15 protein-coding genes are annotated in these 17,531 nt (G+C 70.9%); 11 read left to right on the plus strand and 4 right to left on the minus strand.

Going from position 1 to position 17,531, the window contains the following annotated elements; all coding sequences use genetic code 11:
• Positions 1 to 123 precede the first annotated feature (123 nt).
• The 6 genes from QE410_RS03130 to ccsB all read left to right on the plus strand — a co-directional run bounded on the left by QE410_RS03130 (position 124) and on the right by ccsB (position 5,616).
• Positions 124 to 813 carry a DedA family protein gene (locus QE410_RS03130; RefSeq protein WP_307327704.1) on the plus strand — a complete coding sequence of 230 codons (690 nt, stop codon included), beginning with the start codon at positions 124 to 126 and terminating at the stop codon, positions 811 to 813.
• A gap of 79 nt (positions 814 to 892) precedes the next feature.
• Positions 893 to 1,537 carry a histidine phosphatase family protein gene (locus QE410_RS03135; protein WP_307327707.1) on the plus strand — a complete coding sequence of 215 codons (645 nt, stop codon included), beginning with the start codon at positions 893 to 895 and terminating at the stop codon, positions 1,535 to 1,537.
• Positions 1,537 to 2,142, plus strand: a complete 606-nt coding sequence (locus QE410_RS03140) for a TlpA disulfide reductase family protein (protein ID WP_307327710.1) — start codon at positions 1,537 to 1,539, stop codon at positions 2,140 to 2,142. Before QE410_RS03135 ends, QE410_RS03140 begins: the two co-directional genes overlap by 1 nt.
• On the plus strand, positions 2,139 to 2,888 hold the full coding sequence (locus QE410_RS03145; RefSeq protein WP_307327713.1) for a cytochrome c biogenesis CcdA family protein: 750 nt from the start codon (positions 2,139 to 2,141) through the stop codon (positions 2,886 to 2,888). The genes QE410_RS03140 and QE410_RS03145 overlap by 4 nt, the downstream gene beginning before the upstream one ends.
• The gene (locus QE410_RS03150; protein ID WP_307327716.1) at positions 2,869 to 4,602 is read left to right on the plus strand and encodes a cytochrome c biogenesis protein ResB; all 1,734 of its coding nucleotides are present in this window, start codon (positions 2,869 to 2,871) and stop codon (positions 4,600 to 4,602) included. Before QE410_RS03145 ends, QE410_RS03150 begins: the two co-directional genes overlap by 20 nt.
• Before the next feature lie 9 nt (positions 4,603 to 4,611).
• The gene (ccsB, locus tag QE410_RS03155; RefSeq protein ID WP_307327719.1) at positions 4,612 to 5,616 is read left to right on the plus strand and encodes a c-type cytochrome biogenesis protein CcsB; all 1,005 of its coding nucleotides are present in this window, start codon (positions 4,612 to 4,614) and stop codon (positions 5,614 to 5,616) included.
• 353 nt (positions 5,617 to 5,969) lie between these two features.
• Here ccsB and QE410_RS03160 read toward each other — a convergent pair whose 3' ends face one another.
• Complete coding sequence (locus tag QE410_RS03160) at positions 5,970 to 8,312, minus strand: YhgE/Pip domain-containing protein (RefSeq protein WP_307327722.1); 2,343 nt, start codon at positions 8,310 to 8,312, stop codon at positions 5,970 to 5,972.
• The gene (locus QE410_RS03165; protein ID WP_307327725.1) at positions 8,309 to 11,200 is read right to left on the minus strand and encodes an MMPL family transporter; all 2,892 of its coding nucleotides are present in this window, start codon (positions 11,198 to 11,200) and stop codon (positions 8,309 to 8,311) included. The genes QE410_RS03160 and QE410_RS03165 overlap by 4 nt, the downstream gene beginning before the upstream one ends.
• A gap of 117 nt (positions 11,201 to 11,317) precedes the next feature.
• On the opposite strand from QE410_RS03165, the gene QE410_RS03170 reads away from it, so the two are divergent.
• Complete coding sequence (locus QE410_RS03170; protein ID WP_307327728.1) at positions 11,318 to 11,944, plus strand: TetR/AcrR family transcriptional regulator; 627 nt, start codon at positions 11,318 to 11,320, stop codon at positions 11,942 to 11,944.
• A gap of 42 nt (positions 11,945 to 11,986) precedes the next feature.
• Here the strand turns inward: QE410_RS03170 and QE410_RS03175 are convergent, their stop codons facing one another.
• On the minus strand, positions 11,987 to 12,988 hold the full coding sequence (locus tag QE410_RS03175; RefSeq protein ID WP_307327731.1) for an o-succinylbenzoate synthase: 1,002 nt from the start codon (positions 12,986 to 12,988) through the stop codon (positions 11,987 to 11,989).
• A gap of 47 nt (positions 12,989 to 13,035) precedes the next feature.
• Here QE410_RS03175 and QE410_RS03180 point away from each other — a divergent pair, with 47 nt between their 5' ends.
• The 4 genes from QE410_RS03180 (at position 13,036) to QE410_RS03195 (ending at position 17,085) form a co-directional block, all read left to right on the plus strand.
• Complete coding sequence (locus QE410_RS03180) at positions 13,036 to 13,833, plus strand: LLM class F420-dependent oxidoreductase (protein WP_307327734.1); 798 nt, start codon at positions 13,036 to 13,038, stop codon at positions 13,831 to 13,833.
• Between the two features lie 201 nt (positions 13,834 to 14,034).
• Entirely contained in the window at positions 14,035 to 14,937 is a 903-nt protein-coding gene (locus QE410_RS03185; RefSeq protein ID WP_307327736.1) for a 1,4-dihydroxy-2-naphthoyl-CoA synthase, read from the plus strand.
• A gap of 13 nt (positions 14,938 to 14,950) precedes the next feature.
• On the plus strand, positions 14,951 to 16,102 hold the full coding sequence (locus QE410_RS03190) for an AMP-binding protein (RefSeq protein ID WP_307327738.1): 1,152 nt from the start codon (positions 14,951 to 14,953) through the stop codon (positions 16,100 to 16,102).
• Positions 16,103 to 16,113: 11 nt separating this feature from the next.
• Entirely contained in the window at positions 16,114 to 17,085 is a 972-nt protein-coding gene (locus QE410_RS03195) for a 1,4-dihydroxy-2-naphthoate polyprenyltransferase (RefSeq protein ID WP_307327741.1), read from the plus strand.
• Between the two features lie 45 nt (positions 17,086 to 17,130).
• On the opposite strand, the gene QE410_RS03200 is transcribed toward QE410_RS03195, so the two are convergent.
• A complete protein-coding gene (locus tag QE410_RS03200; protein ID WP_307327744.1) occupies positions 17,131 to 17,442 on the minus strand; it encodes a DUF4229 domain-containing protein in 312 nt (103 codons plus the stop codon).
• Between the last annotated feature and the right edge of the window lie 89 nt (positions 17,443 to 17,531).

The following is a 17,531-nucleotide window of genomic DNA, read 5'->3' on the forward strand; positions in this document are numbered from 1 at the left end:
GGCGGGACGCACACGGGGCAGCGCGCGCTCGGGGGCAACCCCCAGGAACCTCGCACGCACCGGGCCTAGCCTGGAACGGGCGTCCGATCGGGCGGCCGATCACCGAGCGCGCGAAGGCACCCGATGACCGACACCACCCTCACCCTCACTCCCGTGCGATCGAGCTCCGGCTCCGGGGAGGGGCAGTCGTGGCTGACGTCGCTGGCCGACTGGACCGTCTCGCTCATGGAGATCATCGGTCCCGTCGGCGCCGGTGTCGCCATCGCGCTCGAGAACCTCTTCCCGCCGCTGCCCAGCGAGGTCGTGCTGCCGATGGCGGGGCTGACCGCGAGCCGCGGATCGTTCACGTTGTTCGAGGCGTTGCTGTGGACGACGATCGGTTCGGTCGTCGGCGCGTTCATGCTCTACGGTCTCGGTCGCTGGCTGGGGGCCGCGCGCCTGCGCGCCTTCGCCGCGAAGATGCCGCTGCTGCACCCCGAAGACGTCGACCGCACGGTGGCCTGGTTCGAGCGCCACGGCGGCAAGGCCGTGTTCTTCGGACGCATGATCCCGATCTTCCGCAGCCTCATCTCGATTCCCGCGGGTGTTTCGAAGATGCCGATGTGGCGCTTCGGCCTGCTCACCGGCGCCGGCAGCCTCATCTGGAACACCATTTTCGTGCTGTCGGGCTACCTGCTGGGCGAGAACTGGCACATCGTCGAGGAGTACGCCTCGATCCTGCAGTACGTGGTGATCGCCGCGGTCGCAATCGGGGTGGCGCTGTTCCTCTACAACCGCATCCGATCGCTGCTGGCCGCGCGGAAAGACGCCTGACCCGAGCGGGTATCTCTACGTCGAGGCAACCGACATCCGGACTCAGTCAGACCACAGACCCCGCGCCTAGACTGGGATCGTGCCCGCCGATCGCCTCCATCTCGTGCGCCACGGAGAGGTCCACAACCCCCGTCGCGTGCTCTACGGTCGGCTCCCCGGATTCGGCCTGAGCGTCGACGGTCGTCAGATGGCCCGTCAGGCCGCCGAGTACGTGCAGGGTCTCGACCGGCCGGTCGGCGCGCTCGTCGTCTCGCCGCTGCAGCGCACGCGCGAGTCGTCGGAGCCCTTCACCGAGCTGTTCGGCGTCGAGGCGTACATCGACGACCGCGTCATCGAGCCCACCAACGTCTTCGAGGGTCGGCGCATGAAGCAGGCGCTCGCGAACCCCCTCAACTGGCGTCATCTCAGTCGCCCGGCCGTGCCGAGCTGGGGCGAGCCGTACGAGCGCATCGTAGCGCGGATGACGGATGCCATGACCGACGCCTGGGAGCGCGTGCCTGCCGGCGACGTCGTCGTCGTCTCCCACCAGCTCCCCATCTGGGTGACCCACCTCGCCCTCTCCCGCCAACCCACCCGCCACGACCCCCGCAAGCGCCGCTGCGCGCTGTCGAGCGTGACGAGCTTCGAACGGCGAGACGGCGCCGACGGCTCGACGCGCTGGGTCGAGGTGGCGTACGCCGAGCCGGCCAGTACCGCCGGAGCCGTCGACGTAGGAGCCGTGTGATGCGCCGAATCCTCACCGCCGCGGGGTCCGTCCTCGCCGCGGCCGCCCTCGTCGTGGGCCTGTCCGCGTGCTCGGAAGACCCGCTCGCCGCGCAGTACCGAGCCGGAGACAACAAGGGGTACATCGCCGCCAACGGGATGCCGTGGCAGGAGATCCCCGAGACCGATCGGGGCGAGCCCGTCGACTTCGCGGGCACGCTCGACAGCGGTGCCGCGGTGTCGAGCGCGGACTACACCGGCACCGTGCTCGTCGTGAACTTCTGGTACGCGACGTGCGGGCCGTGCATCATCGAGGCTCCGCGTCTCGAGCAGGCCTACCAGAGCTTCCAAGGCCAGGATGTCGCCTTCCTCGGCGTCAACACGTACGACCAGCCGTCCACAGCGCAGTCGTTCGCACGCGATCATGGTGTGTCCTACCCGAGTGCGATGGCCGTGAACGACGCCGAACTCAAGCTGGCGTTCAATGAGAAGACTCCGCTGAACGCCACACCCACGACGCTCGTGCTCGACAAGCAGGGCCGGGTGGCTGCCCGCATCATCGGCGAACTGTCCGAAGCGTCGATCCTCGAGTCCATGGTGCGCACCGTGCTCGCGGAGGACGCGTGAATCCGGGCGCTCTCGTCTTCGACGGGGCGCTGTGGGTGGCGATCCCCGTCGCCCTGGTCGCCGGCCTCATCTCCTTCCTCTCGCCCTGCGTGCTGCCCCTCGTACCGGGCTACCTCGGCTACATCGGCGGGGCGGTCGCGCCGCGCGGGGGCTCGGCATCCGCCCCCGGACGCGGGCGGCTGCTCGGGGGGACCCTGCTTTTCATCGCCGGCTTCACGGTGGTGTTCATGGCCGTCAACGCGCTCGGGGGCACGGCCGGAGCCTTCTTCATCCGCTACGGCGACGTGATCACGCGCGTGCTCGGCGTCGTCATCATCCTCATGGGCCTGGTGTTCATCGGGTTGTTCGGCATCGCGCAGCGCTCCGTGCGGCTGCAGGCCAAAGGCAACCTCGGCCTGGTGGGCGCGCCGCTGCTGGGCATCGCTCTCGGCATCGGCTGGACGCCCTGCATCGGACCCACGCTCGCGGCGATCATCTCGGTGTCGTACAACCTCGGCGACCCCGGTCGCGCTGCGGTGCTGGGGCTGGCGTATTCGCTGGGGCTCGGCATCCCGTTCCTGCTGCTCGCACTCGGCTTCGGATGGGCGACGCGCTCGGTCGCATTCATCCGGCGGCACATCCGGGTGGTCAACATCGTGGGCGGACTGCTGCTCGTCGTGCTCGGTCTGGCGATGGTGACCGGCGTCTGGGGCGCCTGGATGTCGTCGCTGCAGGGGGTGATGGGCGGTGTCCAACTCCCCCTCTGACGGCGTGCTGCGCCCCTCCGACCACGCGGACTCGTCTGCGGCATCCGAGCCCGACGACATCACGCAGCCGCGCCTCGGGGTCATCGGCTGGGCGCGCTGGGGCTGGCGTCAGCTCACCTCGATGCGCACCGCCCTCGTGCTGCTGCTGCTGCTCGCGATCGCCGCGGTCCCCGGCTCGCTCGTGCCGCAGCGCAGCGCCGATCCCAACGGCGTGACGCAGTACTTCACCGACAACCCCGACCTTGCGCCGGTGCTCGACAAGCTCAGCCTGTTCGACGTGTACACGTCGCCGTGGTTCTCGGCGATCTATCTACTGCTGTTCATCTCGCTGATCGGGTGCGTGCTGCCCCGCACGAAGCACCACTGGAAGGCCCTGCGCTCGCAGCCCCCGCGCACGCCCGCGCGCCTCTCGCGCCTCGACGACCACCGCACCCGCACGATCGCGGTGGCCGGCGATGCGGATGCCACGGCGGCGGCCGCCATCGACACGGCCGCGGCGCAGCTGCGCAAGAGCGGTTACCGCGTCGCCCGCTACGACGCGCGGGGCAGCTACTCGGTATCGGCGGAGCGCGGGTACCTGCGAGAGACGGGCAACCTCGTGTTCCACGCCGCCCTCGTCGGTGTGCTCATCGCGGTGGGCGTGGGTGGCGGCTTCACCTACACCGGCCAGCGCGTGCTCGTCGAGGGCCAGGCGTTCGCCAACAGCCTGCTCGACTACTCCTCGTTCAACCCCGGCCGCTTCGTCAACGGCGACACCCTCTCGCCCTACTCGATGACGCTCGACCAGTTCGACGTGACGTACGTGCCGCCGGGCCAGCCCGGCTCCGGCCAGGCCGGTGACTTCGTCGCGCACGTGACGACCCAGGCGCCGGGCGCCGACCCGCGGGACGGCGAGGTGCGCGTCAACCACCCGCTCGACGTGCAGGGCGACCGCGTGTACCTGCTCGGCAACGGCTACGCCCCGACCGTGACGATCCGAGACGCCGACGGGCGCGAGGTGTTCCACGACTCGGTCGCGTTCCTGCCGCAGGATGCCAACATGACCTCGCTCGGGGTCATCAAGGTGGCCGACGGGTTGCCGCAACAGCTCGGGCTGCTCGGGTTCTTCTACCCGACGATGGACGTGCTGCCCTCGGGCGCCCTCACCTCGACCTATGGCGATCTCGAGTACCCCGTGCTGACGCTGCGCGTCTACGAGGGCGACCTGGGCATCGACGACGGGACGCCCCGCTCCGTGTACACCCTCGACCCGTCGGGCATGACGCAGATCGCGGGCGGCGACAGCGGCAACCCGGCGATCCAGCTCATGCCGGGCGAGACCGAGGACCTCCCCAACGGCCTCGGCACGATCACGTTCGAGAACGAGGCGCCGGCGGGGGCCTCGGGCTACGACGGATCGGTCAAGCGGTTCGCATCTCTGTCCATCCATCGCGACCTCGCGGGTCCGTGGGTGCTCGCCTTCGCCCTGCTCGCCCTGTTCGGTCTGCTCGCCGCGCTCTTCGTGCCCCGCCGCCGCATGTGGGTGAAGGCGACGCCCGCCGCCGACGGGGTGCGCGTGGAGTACGCCGGTCTCGCGCGTGGGGAGGATCCGACTCTCGCGGCCGCGGTCGATCAGCTCGCCGAGAAGCACGGCGCCGCTCTTCCCGCCTCGAGCCGTCCCCACACCTCCGATCCCGACGCGGACGCCGGAGCCACCTCGAACCCCGAAAAGTAGACTGAGACCATGCCCGGAACCGACCCGCTTCTCCTCGACGAGATCTCCCTCCTCCTGGTGTGGACGGCGGTCGCCATTTACGTGCTGGCGTTCATCGCGTACGCCATCGACTTGGCACGCCGCTCCGACCTCGCGCTCAAGGCGAAAGACGAAGTCGTCTCACGCGAGCTCGTCACGGCGGGCGGCGGGGGAGTGATCTCGGCCGGCACCGGGTCTTCGGCATCCGTCGCGTCGAAGCCGCGGTATCTGTGGGCCCGCCTGGGTACGGTGCTGACGGCCCTCGGGTTCGTGTTCCACCTGGTCGCGACCGTGCTGCGCGGCATCGCGGCCGAGCGCGTGCCGTGGTCGAACATGTACGAGTTCGCCCTCACCGGCTTGCTGTTGATCGTCGCCGTCTACCTCGCGGTGCTGACGCGATACGACCTGCGCTTCCTCGGCTCGCTCATGACCGGACTCGCTGTGCTGCTGCTGGGCGGGGCGACCCTCGCCTTCCACGTCGAGGTGGTTCCGCTGGCCGACCCGCTGAAGTCGGTGTGGCTCGTCGTGCACGTGTTCGTCGCGAGTCTCGCGACGGCGCTGTTCGCTCTGGCTTTCGGCCTGTCGGTGGTGCAACTCATCCAGGCGCGCCGTGAGCGCAAGCTCGCCGAGGCACCGGCGGATGCCGAACCGAAGCGCAGCTTCCTGCGCACGGTGCCGAACGCCGATGCGCTGGAGTCGCTCGCGTACCGCTTCGCCATCGTCGGCTTCATCTTCTGGACCTTCACCCTCATCGCCGGATCCATCTGGGCGAACGACGCGTGGGGTCGCTTCTGGGGCTTCGACACCAAGGAAGTCTGGACCTTCGTCATCTGGGTGCTGTACGCCGGATACATCCACGCCCGCGCGACCCGCGGGTGGCGCGGCACCCGCTCGGCATGGCTGTCGATCATCGGCTTCACCGCCGTGCTGTTCAACTTCACCATCGTCAACGTGTTCTTCAAGGGCCTGCACGCGTACTCGGGTCTCACGACGTAAGGTCTGTCGCCGGGCGCTGTCGCTTGGCTGTCAGGGCCCGTCCGGCGCTGCCGGGCGGGCCCTCTGTAGTCGACGCCCCGCGCGTCGCACGAGCGGGTGCCGGACGCGGAGCACTCACGAGGCTTCCGCCGACGTGCAGGACACGGTCGGCCTCGGGGAGCGCATGTCCTGTCCGGGCCCGTGCGCCCTGCGCCGGTGCGTGTGACCTGCGCCGGTGCGTTCGGATCCTGCGCCGGTGCGTTCAGGTCCTGCGCCGGTGCGTTCGGGTCCTGCGCCGGTGCGTTCGGGTCCTGCGCCGGTGCGTTCGGATCCTGCGCCTCGCAGGAGCCGGGTTCCCCGGCTAGCCGCGTTGGTCAGGCGGTCACGGCGGCGGCGCGGGGGGAGGTCGTGCGGCGGCGGACGACGACCAGCGTCGTGACGATCAGCGAGAGCGCGCCCCAGACGACGAAGCCGGTCACGCCCGCCGCAACCCCGCCGGAGGACGACAAGGCACCGAGCATCGCGTCATAGACCGGAGCGGTGGGCAGGAGGGCTGCGGCATCGGCCAGGGCCGGTGGCACTGTCGAGACGATCGTCGCACCCAGCGCGAGCGCTCCGATCACGGCGGCCACCCAGCGTCCGGCGCCTCCGAAGACGGCGACCAGCGCCTGGTGCACAGCGGCGAACGCGATGCCCGCGGCGATCGAGATCAGAGCGAACAGTGCCCAGTCGCTCCAGTCGTAGCGCGATGCCATCTGCACCACGGCCGCGACGAGCAGGCCCTGCGCCGCGCCGATGGCGGCCGCGGGCGCGAAGCCGCGGAGGGCCACGAGGGCGGACGGGCGGCGGCTGGTCAGGGCGCGCGCCGACACCGCCTGGAACGCGACGAACGAGGCGAGGCCGCCGAACCAGAGCACCGCCATGGCGAGCAGCGGAACGGCGGCGAGGCCGAAGAGGGAGTCGCTCGCGCCCGTGGCCGAGACAGGGTCGGCCACCACGTCGGCGAGAGCGGTCGCCTCCGCCTCGGTGTAAGTCGGCAACTGGGAGACGGCGGTGTCGAGGCCGCCCGCGAGCGAGGAGGTACCGGATGCCACCTGCCCCACGCCATCGGCGAGTTGGGCCGCGCCGCCCTGGGCGTCCTGGGCGCCGGTGGCGAGTCCCTCTGCGCCGCTCGCCGCCGTCTGCGCGCCGGTGGCGAGCTGAGAAGCGCCGCCCGCCGCCCCCGCCGCGCCGGCCGCGAGCTGCGACGCCCCGTCACGCGTCTGCCCGAGACCACCCGCCACTTGCGAGGCACCCGAACCCAGTGCCTGGGCGCCGCCGCTCAGCTGACGGGCACCATCGCGCAGACCGGTGGCCCCGGTGGCCAGCCCGTCGATGCCCCCGGCGATCGTGTTGAGACCACTCTCTGCATCGCGAGCCCCGGTGGCCAGGCCCGCCGCGCCATCGGCCAGCTGTGCGTTCGCATCGGCGATGCTGCGGACCCCGGCCGGCAGTTGGGCGGCTTGCCCCGCGACCCGGCCGATGTCGTCGACGGTCTTCCGCGCCCCCGGCAGATCGGCGTTCACACGATCCGACGCGGCCCGCAACTGAGCGCAGAGGTCGGGCGTCGTCGTCTGATCGCAGGAGTCGGCGAGGCGCTGAAGGTCCGCGGCGGCGGTGCCGAGTGAGGCACTGACCTGGGGAGCCGCGGCGGCCACGTCGTTCGCCGCCTGTTCGAAGCCGGGCGGAATGGCATCTGCGATCTGACCGATCTGCTCGGACAGCTGCCGGTTGCCGTCGGCGATCGCATCTGCGCCAGTGGCGAGCTGTCCGACGCCGGTGGCGGCCTCGCGCGTGCCCCCGGCCAGTTGAGACGCGCCCCCGGACAGCTGCCCGGCGCCCTCGGCCAGGCCGTCGATACCGCCGGCGAGCTGGGTGGCCCCGCCCGCGAGCTGGTCGGCGCCTGTGGCGAGTTGTCCGACACCATTCGACAGGGCACCCGCACCGGTGGCGAGCTGTCCGACGCCGCCCGCGAGCTGGTCGGCGCCTGTGGCCAGCTGTTCAACCCCACCGGAGAGTTCCCCGGCTCCCTCGGAGAGCTGTCCGAGGCCGTCGCTCAAGCCGGTCGCGCCCGAGGCCGCCTGTGTTGCGCCGTCGGCGAGCTGACGGGCACCGCCCGCGGCCTGACCCAGCTGATCGCTCAGCGACGTGAATCCGAGGAAGACGTTCTCGAGGTACTGGGACGACAGCTCGCTGCCGTAGACGCTGGACGCGGTGGACGCCAGCTGTGCGGTGATCGCGCCGTCGACGACGCGCGCGTCGGGGGCCGTCTGGACATCGATCGTCGCCTTCTGGGGCGTCTCACCGGGGCGGGTCGAGAGAGAGGCGGCCGTGAAGTTCTCGGGGATGGTCACGACGGCGGTGTAGGTGCCGTCGGCGAGGCCGGCTGCGGCGTCTTCGTCGTTGGAGATGACCCAGTCGATGTTGCTCGGCTGGTCGGCTGCTCCCTCGACGAGCCCGCCGGTCAGCTGACGACCGAGCGGGACCGTCTGCCCGTTGAGCTCGACGGGCTCGTCGTCGTTGACGATGGCGGCGGTGATGTTGTCGAGCCGCTCGGTGGGGTTGTACAGCGCTGCGACGAGGATGCCACCGATCACCGCCGGTAGGAGCAGGACACCCACGAGCGTGAGCCAGGTGACGGGACGGCGCGAGCGGGAGCGCTCGACGGGGAGAGTCATGCGAACACCTCGGAGAGATCGGCGAAGCTTTCGGGTTCGGGCTGGTGTCGACGCGGCGTGGTCAGCGGGAGCGACTGCACGTCAGGGCGCATCGCCTCGGAGAGCAGAGCGAGCGCGCGACGCTCGTCGCGGGCCGAGACGATGAGTGTGAACGGCGACGGCGCATCGCCTGGGCGTTCGTGCACGTCGTCGGCCGCGCGGCGCAGCATCGCGGCGAGGTCGTCACGGGCGTCGTCGTCGAGGCGGTCCACGTCGGTGATCACGGCGATGCGCGCGCCCCCGACGGCGTCGGCCACCGCGCGTCGGGCGTCGGCCGGGTCGTCGAGCAACGCGACGCCGACGCGCGAGCGCACGACTCCCGCCCGCTCGGGCAGGAGCAGACCGTCGACCCGAAGATTTCCGTCGATGCGCGACAGGCGCCCCGACAGCGCGAGGAGCAGCGCGCGGGTGGTGCGGCTCTCGCCCGTTACCAGCAGCGTTCCGCCGTAGCCGAGGCGCAGCGAGATGTCGGCGAACACCGGGGGCTCGGCATCCGAGGACCCGGGACTACTCAGACCGTCGGCCGCGACGGCCACCGCGGGTTCTCCCGGCCACCCGGCGAGGCGCACCTCGCGTTCGACGGCCTCGCCCTCGACGTCGAGCTTGGGCAGCTGGCGGTCGAGCCAGCGCGGCATCCACCACGCCGAGGCGCCCAGCAGGGCGAGGACGGCGGGTACCAGCGTCATGCGCACGAGGAACGCGTCGACCGCGACGCCGACGGCCAGCCCCAGGGCGATGGGTTTGAGGCTCGAGTCGCCCTCTGGAACGAAGGCGACGAAGACGGCGAACATGATGACCGCGGCCGCGACGACCACGCGAGCGGATGCGGCGAAGCCGCTGCGGACGGCACCGAGCGCCACCTCGCCGGGCGTGCGGTCTTCGCGGTCGGCGTGCACGAAGTCTTCGCGCATCCGCGAGACGAGGAACACCTGGTAGTCCATGGCCAGGCCGAACAGCACACCCATGACCACGATGGGCATGAAGCTGATGATGGGCCCCACCTTCGCCACGTGCAGGGCGTCTGCGAACCAGCCCCATTCGAACACCGCGGCCACGACGCCGAAAGAGGCGGCGACCGACAGCAAGTAACCCCCGGCGGCGGTGAGCGGCACCCAGATCGAGCGGAACACGACCATGAGCAGCACGAGCGACAGCCCGACGACGAACAGGCCGAAGGGCAGCAGCGCCGCCCCGAGCTGGTCGGAGATGTCGATGGTCACCGCGGTGTAGCCGGTGACGAGCAGCCGCACGCCGAACTCATCGAACAGACGGTCTTCTTGCGCGCGCAGCTCGCGGACGAGGTCGGCCGTGCGCGGGTCATCGGGAGCGGTCTCGGGAACGATCTGCACGATGCCGGTGTCGGCCGTCTCGTTCGGCGTCGCCAGGGCCACCTCGGCCACGCCGGGGATCTTGGCGATCTCGTCGCCGATGTCGGTCATGAGCGTCAGCGGATCGTTCGAGGTGACGATCGTGCCGGTCATGATGAGCGGACCGTTCGCTCCGGGACCGAAGTATTCATCGGTCAGTTCGTAGGCGACGCGCGCCTCGTCGCCCTCGGGCAGCTGCCCGGCGTTGGGAAGCGTCAGCGCGAGCGATGCGGCGGGGATCGCGGTCGTGCCCAGGAGCGCGATCACCGCGACGGTGGTGACCACGGGGTGTCGGGTCACCAGGCCCACCCACCGCTTGGCAGGGCCGCTGCGCTCGTCGTGTGCCGCCGAGTGGGCGACCTTCTCTTCGCGCTCTCGGGCGGCCTCGGTGACGGCGTCGGCGTCTTCGTGCGCCGGCATGCCGCGGCGGCGGCGCGACGAGCGCGGTCGCTTGTGCCCCCACCCCACCACGCGGTGACCTGCGAAGCCGAGCAACGCCGGGGTGAGTGTCAGGCCGACGCACACGGCGATCGCGACGGCGACGGAGGCGGCGATGCCCATCGTGGTGAGGAACGGGATGCCGGCGAAGCCGAGGCCGATGAGCGCGATCAACACCGTGATACCGGCGAAGACCACCGCCGATCCTGCCGTACCGACTGCGCGTGCGGTGGACTCCTCGGGGTCCATCCCGGCTCTGGTCTGGTCTTGATGTCGCGACACGATGAAGAGGGCGTAGTCGATGCCCACCGCCAGGCCGAGCATCACCGCCAGCAGCGGCGTCGTGGCCGATACCGTCGCGAAACCCGTCGCGATGAAGATCAACCCGATCGAAAGTGCGACACCGAGGATCGCGGTCGCCAACGGCATGCCCGCCACCAGGAAGGAGCGGAACGTCACCATCAGCACGAGCGCGGCGATCAAGACGCCGAGCGCCTCGGTGAGGGAGACGCCGGGGATCTCGGTGGCGAAGAGTTGGCCGCCGAGCACGGCCTGCGATCCTGTCGGCAGCGCTGCTTTGAGCGCGGTCGCCGCCTCGCGCAGGCCGTCTTCGGTGGCCTGCGGCACCGCCGTCGCCTCGCCCGAGAACTGGACGCGCACGATCGCGGCCCGGTCGTCATCGGAGACGCCGCCGGCGATGCGCGCGTCGTACGGATCGGTGACGGCCTCGACGAAGTCGAGCGCCCCGATGTCGGCGGTGGTCGTGCCGATGGCGTCTCTATACGCCTGATCGCGCACGCTCGTGCCGTCGGCCGCGACCACGATGATCTCAGCGCTCGCGCCGCTGACCTGGGGGAATGTGCGTTCCAGCATCTCGAGGCCGGCCTGCGACTCCGTGCCGGGGATGGTGAAGGTGTTGTCGGTGCCCTTCGCGAACAGCGCCACTCCACCGCCGGCGAGGACGACGATGAGCAGCCAGGCGGTCAGCACCCGCCACGGGTGGCGGAACGACCAGCGGCCCAGGCTGTACAGGAATGTCGACACGGCGGCTCCCACGATCGGTGAACGAGTCGATACATCACCGTATCGGATACATCAATGTATCGTAGTGCGGGAGGGGATGAACGAACCTGGATCCATCCCGTGAAAAGGAGGTCGCGCATGACCGACACCGCAGCCGCTCCGTCGCGTCGGCGCGAGAACACGCGCACGCGCCTGATGGACGCAGCCGCCGAGATGTTCGCCGAGGTCGGCATCGATGCTGCTTCCGTCGAGGCGGTCTGCGAGCGCGCCGGTTTCACCCGCGGTGCGTTCTACTCGAACTTCGCCTCAAAAGAGGAACTTTTCCTCGCCCTGTGCGCGCGGTCGGCCGAGACCACGATCGCCGCGGTGCGCGACCGGGTCACCTCCATCGAAGACCGCGGCCTCGACAGCGCCGGCGACGTGATGCAGCTGGTGCAGGAGGTGCTCGAGGCGACCGGGGAGGATCGGCTCGACGTGCTCCTCGGTGCCGAGACGCGTCTGCAGGCCCTCCGCAACCCGGGTTTCGCCGAGGCGTACCTCGCCCTGAACCAGGGACTGGGCGAGAGCGTCACGCAGCTCGTGCGCGACATCGCCGACGCGCGGGGTTTGTCGCTGCGCGTGCCCGCCGACGTGGCGACCGAACTGCTGCTCTCAGTGTGGGTCTCCACCTCCGAGACGGCGCTGCTCACCCGTCAAGCGCCGGCGGAGTCCCGCTCAGGGCTCGCCGAGCGGTTGTCGCAGGTGGTCGGGCTCATCCTCGAGTGATCGCCGCCGCGCACGGCACCCCGGTGTGACCGAGACGACAGCTCATCCGGCCCTGCGCTCCAGCAGCGCGTGACAGCGTCGCAGTCGCTCGAGCCACCACTCGCGGCGAGCGTCATCGGCGCTCACTCGATCGATCTCGGCGGACGACGGCCGAGGACGATCGCATGTCAGCACGCCCTGGTGCGCGATCAGGGGGGATGCCACGACGTCGGTCGTGAACAACGACGCGGTGCCCAGCCCGCAGTCGTAGTCGAGGTCGGGCAGCGCCGCCGCCAGCGTCGCCCCCATCGCCAGCCCGATCGAGGTGTCGAGGGCGCTGGAGACCACCGCGGGCAGCCCCGCCTGCGCCACGATGTCGAGCGCGGCGTGCACGCCACCGAGGGGCTGCGCCTTGATCACCAGGAGGTCGGCCGCTCCCGCGCGGGCGACCCGCAGGGGGTCGGCGGCCTTGCGAACGCTCTCGTCGGCGGCGACGGGGATGTCGAGGTAGGCGATCCGCTCGCGCAGCTGGGCGAGCTCGTCGATCTCGGCGCACGGCTGCTCGACGTACTCCAGGTCGAACTCCGCGAGGGCGTGCACGGCCCGTTCCGCCTCGTCGAGGTTCCACCCGGCGTTGGCGTCGACGCGCACGCGCCCCTCGGGGCCCACCGCCTCGCGGACCGCCCGCACCCGGGCGACATCGTCGGCGAGCGTCTGCCCCGCCTCGGCCACCTTCACCTTGACCGTGCGGCATCCGTCGTACCGAGCCAGGATGCGAGGGACATCGGATGCCGCGGCGGCGGGCATCGTGGCGTTGACCGCGACGGTCTCGCGCAGCGCCGGCGGTGCGGGGTTCCATCCGAAGTCGAGGGAGCCGGCGAGCCACGTCGCCGCTTCGGCGTCGTCGTACTCGACGAACGGGGAGAACTCCGTCCAGCCCTGCGGCCCCTCGAACACGACGGCCTCGCGCGTTGTGACGCCGCGGAAGCGCACAGCCAGGGGGAGGGCGACGACCCGCGCCGTGGAGAGGACGTCGGCGAGCGGGGGGAGGGGTGCGGTGCTCATCTGCCCATCCTGGCCCCGGTGTCGGGGGCCCGGAATAGGCTTGCCGCATGCTCTTCGACACCCCCGTGCGGCTCGGCGTCCAGATCCAGCCGCAGCACGTGCAGTACTTCGACATCCGTGACGCCGTCTTCCGTCTCGAAGAGATGGGTGTCGACATCCTGTTCAACTGGGATCACTTCTTCCCCCTGTACGGCGACCCCGACGGTGAGCACTTCGAGTCGTGGACGATGCTGGCGGCGTGGGCCGAGCAGACCGAGCGCGTCGAGTTCGGGGCGCTGGTCAACTGCAACAGCTATCGCGGCGCCGATCTGCAGGCCGACATGGCCCGCACGATCGATCACATCAGCAAGAAGGGCGGCGACACCGGCCGCTTCATCTTCGGTACCGGGTCGGGCTGGTTCCAGCGCGACTACGACGAGTACGGCTACGACTTCGGTACCGCAGGATCCCGTCTCACTGCGCTCGCGGCCGATCTCGACCGCATCGTCGAACGCTGGGGAAAACTCAACCCCGCGCCCACCCGCAAGATCCCCGTCATGATCGGCGGCAAAGGCGAGCAGAAGACCCTCCGCATCGTCGCGCGTCACGCCGACATCTGGCACAGTTTCGTCGCCCCCGACGAGCTGCCCCACAAGCTCGGCGTCATCGAGAGATGGGCCGAGACCGAGGGGCGCGACCTCTCGGGCCTGATCGTCTCGAACGAGCTCAAAGACCGCGACGAAGACGTCGCCGATGTTCTCTTCGACGCCGGCACGCGTCTGTTTACGCTCGGTTTCTCGGGTCCCGACTGGGACTACGCGCTCATCGAGCGCTGGCTGACCTGGCGCGACGGCAAGAACTCCTGAAGCGGGCCGGCGTCGCGACCGTCAAGGGACGGGTTCGGGGTGGCGCGGGTCGGATCGACCCGCTCCCTCCGCCGCCCGACGTGAACCGCTCGGCCTCACCCCGATAGCGGTTCGTGCGTGCCTGACGCAACGCCGACCGACCCGCGCGGCACGGCGACGCGCGGAGGGCCCGACACCTCGACCGCGTTCTAGGCTGATTGGGTGACCGTCTCCGAGTTGTTCGACCCCGCGGAGTGGACCCCGGCGCCCGGCGCCGCGGACTACACCGACATCACCGCGCACGTCACCCACGACGGGCGCATCGCCCGCATCGCGTTCGACCGCCCGGAGGTGCGCAACGCCTTCCGACCGCACACGGTCGATGAGCTCTACCGCGCTCTCGACATCGCCCGCCAGGACCACCGCATCGGTGTCGTCCTCCTCACCGGCAACGGACCCAGCCCGAAGGACGGCGGGTGGGCCTTCTGCTCCGGCGGCGACCAGCGCATTCGCGGGCGCGACGGCTACAAGTACTCGCACGACGAGTCCGCGGTGCACGATCTGGGCCGCGCGGGGCGCCTGCACATCCTCGAGGTGCAGCGGCTCATCCGCTTCATGCCGAAGGTCGTCATCGCCGTGGTCCCCGGGTGGGCCGCGGGCGGGGGACATTCGCTGAACGTTGTCTGCGACCTGTCCATCGCGAGCGCCGAGCACGGCCGTTTCAAGCAGACGGATGCCGATGTCGGCTCGTTCGACGCCGGGTACGGTTCGGCGTACTTCGCGCGGCAGATCGGGCAGAAGTTCGCCCGCGAGATCTTCTTCCTGGCCGAGGAGTACTCCGCCGAGCGTGCGTACGAGATGGGCGCCGTCAACCGCGTCGTGCCGCACGCCGACCTGGAGCGCGAGGCCCTCGCGATGGCCCGCACCATCCTCACGAAGTCGCCCACGGCGATCCGCATGCTGAAGTACGCCTTCAACGCCGTCGATGATGGTCTCGTCGGTCAGCAGCTCTTCGCCGGCGAAGCCACGCGCCTCGCGTACGGCACCGACGAGGCCGCCGAGGGCCGCGACTCGTTCCTCGAGAAACGCGACCCCGACTGGTCGGGCGTGCCGTGGCACTTCTGAGCGGCCTCAGCGCGTGAGGCTCGCGCCCGCGGCATCCGGTGATCCGCGCGACGTCGTGCGGGCGCTGCGGGCGGCCGTCCTCGGCGCGGGTCCGGCGGTGGCCCTGGGCGGAGCCGATCTGCCCGACGAGGCGCCCCCGGGAACAGCCGTCGTGGTGACCACCTCGGGATCGACCGGCGTGCCGAAATCCGTCGTGCTCAGCCGCAACGCGCTCATCAGCAGCGCCTACGCCACGGCCGCGCGCCTCGGCGAGGGCGCCTGGCTGCTCGCCGTCCCCGCCGCCTACGTCGCGGGCGTCCAGGTCATCGTGCGGGCTCTCCTCGCCGACCGCGAACCGGCGATCGTCGCCGGCCCCTTCCGTCCCGAGCCGTTCGCCGCGGCCGCTCTCGGCATGGCATCCCATGTCGACGGCGTGCGCGTGCCGAGCTTCACCTCGCTCGTCCCCGCGCAGCTGCAGAGACTTCTGGATGCCGCCGAGCACGACGCCGACGTCGCCCGCGCGCTGCGCTCGTTCGAGGCCATCCTGATCGGTGGCCAGGCGCTCGCGCCGGCGGTACGCGAGCGCGCGGAGGCGGCCGGCGCCCGTGTCGTGCGCACCTACGGCTCGAGCGAGACCAGCGGCGGGTGCGTGTACGACGGCGTGCCACTCGACGGCGTGAGCGTGCGCCTGGTCGACGGCGAGGTGCAATTGTCGGGCCCGACGCTCGCCGAGGGGTACCTCGGCGACCCTGCGCGCACGGCATCCGTGTTCCCCGTCGACGCCGACGGCACGCGCTGGTACTGCACGGGCGACGGGGGCGAGATCGTCGACGGCGTGCTGCACGTGACCGGGCGTCTCGACAACGTGATCGTCTCGGGTGGCGTAAACGTGTCGCTCGACCGTGTCGAGGCCGCCGTCCGTGGCGTCCCGGGTCTGGCGTCCGCCGTGGTGGTGCCGATTCCGGATGCCGCGTGGGGCCAGGGATCCGCCGTGGTGGTGCCCGGGCTCGCCGCCGCCGACGAGCCGACCGTGCTCACCGCAGTGCGTGAGGCCGTCGCCCGGGCGGTGGGTGCCCCCGCGCGTCCGGCACGAGTGGTGGCCGTCGACGAGCTGCCCACCCTTGCCTCGGGCAAGCCCGACCGGGCGGCGCTGCGCGACACGCTCGCGCAGAACCCGCGGGCATAGGATGACCCTCCGTGGCAGCACCCTCTCGTAAGCGTTCGACCCCGGCCAAGAAGCGTCGCCCCGGCGGCAACCCACAGAAGCCGAAGGGCGGTGCGCCGAAGGCCGTCGCCCCGGCGACCGCGCGCGACTGGATCGCCGCGGCGCGCTTGCGGACTCTGCCCCTGGCGATCACTCCGGTGCTCATCGGCACGGGCGCGGCGACACTCGTCGACGACCAGCTCCACTGGGTGATCGCGCTCGCGTGCCTCGCCGTGGCGTTCGCCCTGCAGATCGGCGTCAACTACGCCAACGACTACTCCGACGGCATTCGCGGCACCGACGACGTGCGGGTCGGACCCGGACGCCTGACCGGCGGTAAGAAGGCGAAGCCGCGCACGGTTCTCATCGTCGCGCTGGCGTTCTTCGCGCTCGCGGCGGTCATCGGTCTCGCCCTCGTCATCCGCACGGGGCAGTGGTGGCTTCTGCTGGTCGGAGCCCTGTGCATCGTCGCCGCCTGGTTCTACACCGGCGGCAAGCGCCCGTACGGCTACAACGCCATGGGCGAGCTGTTCGTCTTCGTCTTCTTCGGGCTGGTGGCCACCCTCGGTACGACCTGGTTGCAGGTGCAGTCGCTGCCGCAGGAGGCGTGGTTCGGTGCGGTCGCCGCGGGCCTGCTCGCGTGCGCGGTGCTGCTCGCCAACAACCTGCGCGACATCGACCAGGACCGCCTCGCCGGCAAGCGCACGCTGTCGGTGCTGATCGGCCGCCCGGCGACGAAGGTGCTCTTCACCCTCTTCGTGCTCGTGCCGTTCGCGATCGCGGTCTTGCTCGCCATGGTCTACCCGATCGCCTGGCTCACCCTGCTGGCCCTGCTCGGTGGCCTCTCGGCGATTCTCATCGTGTGGACGGCTCGCACCCCGCGCGAGCTCATCACGGCGCTGCAGGTGACGAGCTTCACCTCGGTCGCGTACGGCGCTCTGCTGTTCTGGGCGCTCGCCGGCTGAGCGGGCGGCCGTCGTCCCGGTGACCGGCCCCTCGCGAGGACCCCGTCAGCGCGCGTCGGGGTCGGCGTCGCGCCGTGGTCCGTCGAGCGCCGCGTCTTCGGCCTGCGCATCGGCCTCGGCGCCCGTGCGGCGGCCCGCGGCGGTGCGCTCGGCCCGACGCGCGGCGAGGCCCCCCGTGACGTTCTCGAGCGGCCGACGCAGGAACAGCAGCGACAGGCTGAAGCCGATGAGAGCCGCGAAGATCGCCGCGAGCCACGGCAGCTCCTGGAACACGGGGAACAGCAGCAGGATGCCGAGCGGCACGAGGAACGCGAGGAGTCGCAGCACCGTGTAGACGAGGGCCGAACGAGCGCGCATCACCCCAGTCTACGACCGCCGCCGCCGCTCGACCCGTGGGTCGTTCGACGGTGGGAGACCGGATGCCTCCTCCGGGCCGTCGCCCAGCC

The organism is Microbacterium sp. SORGH_AS_1204, from assembly GCF_030818935.1.
Classification (GTDB): Bacteria; Actinomycetota; Actinomycetes; order Actinomycetales; family Microbacteriaceae; genus Microbacterium.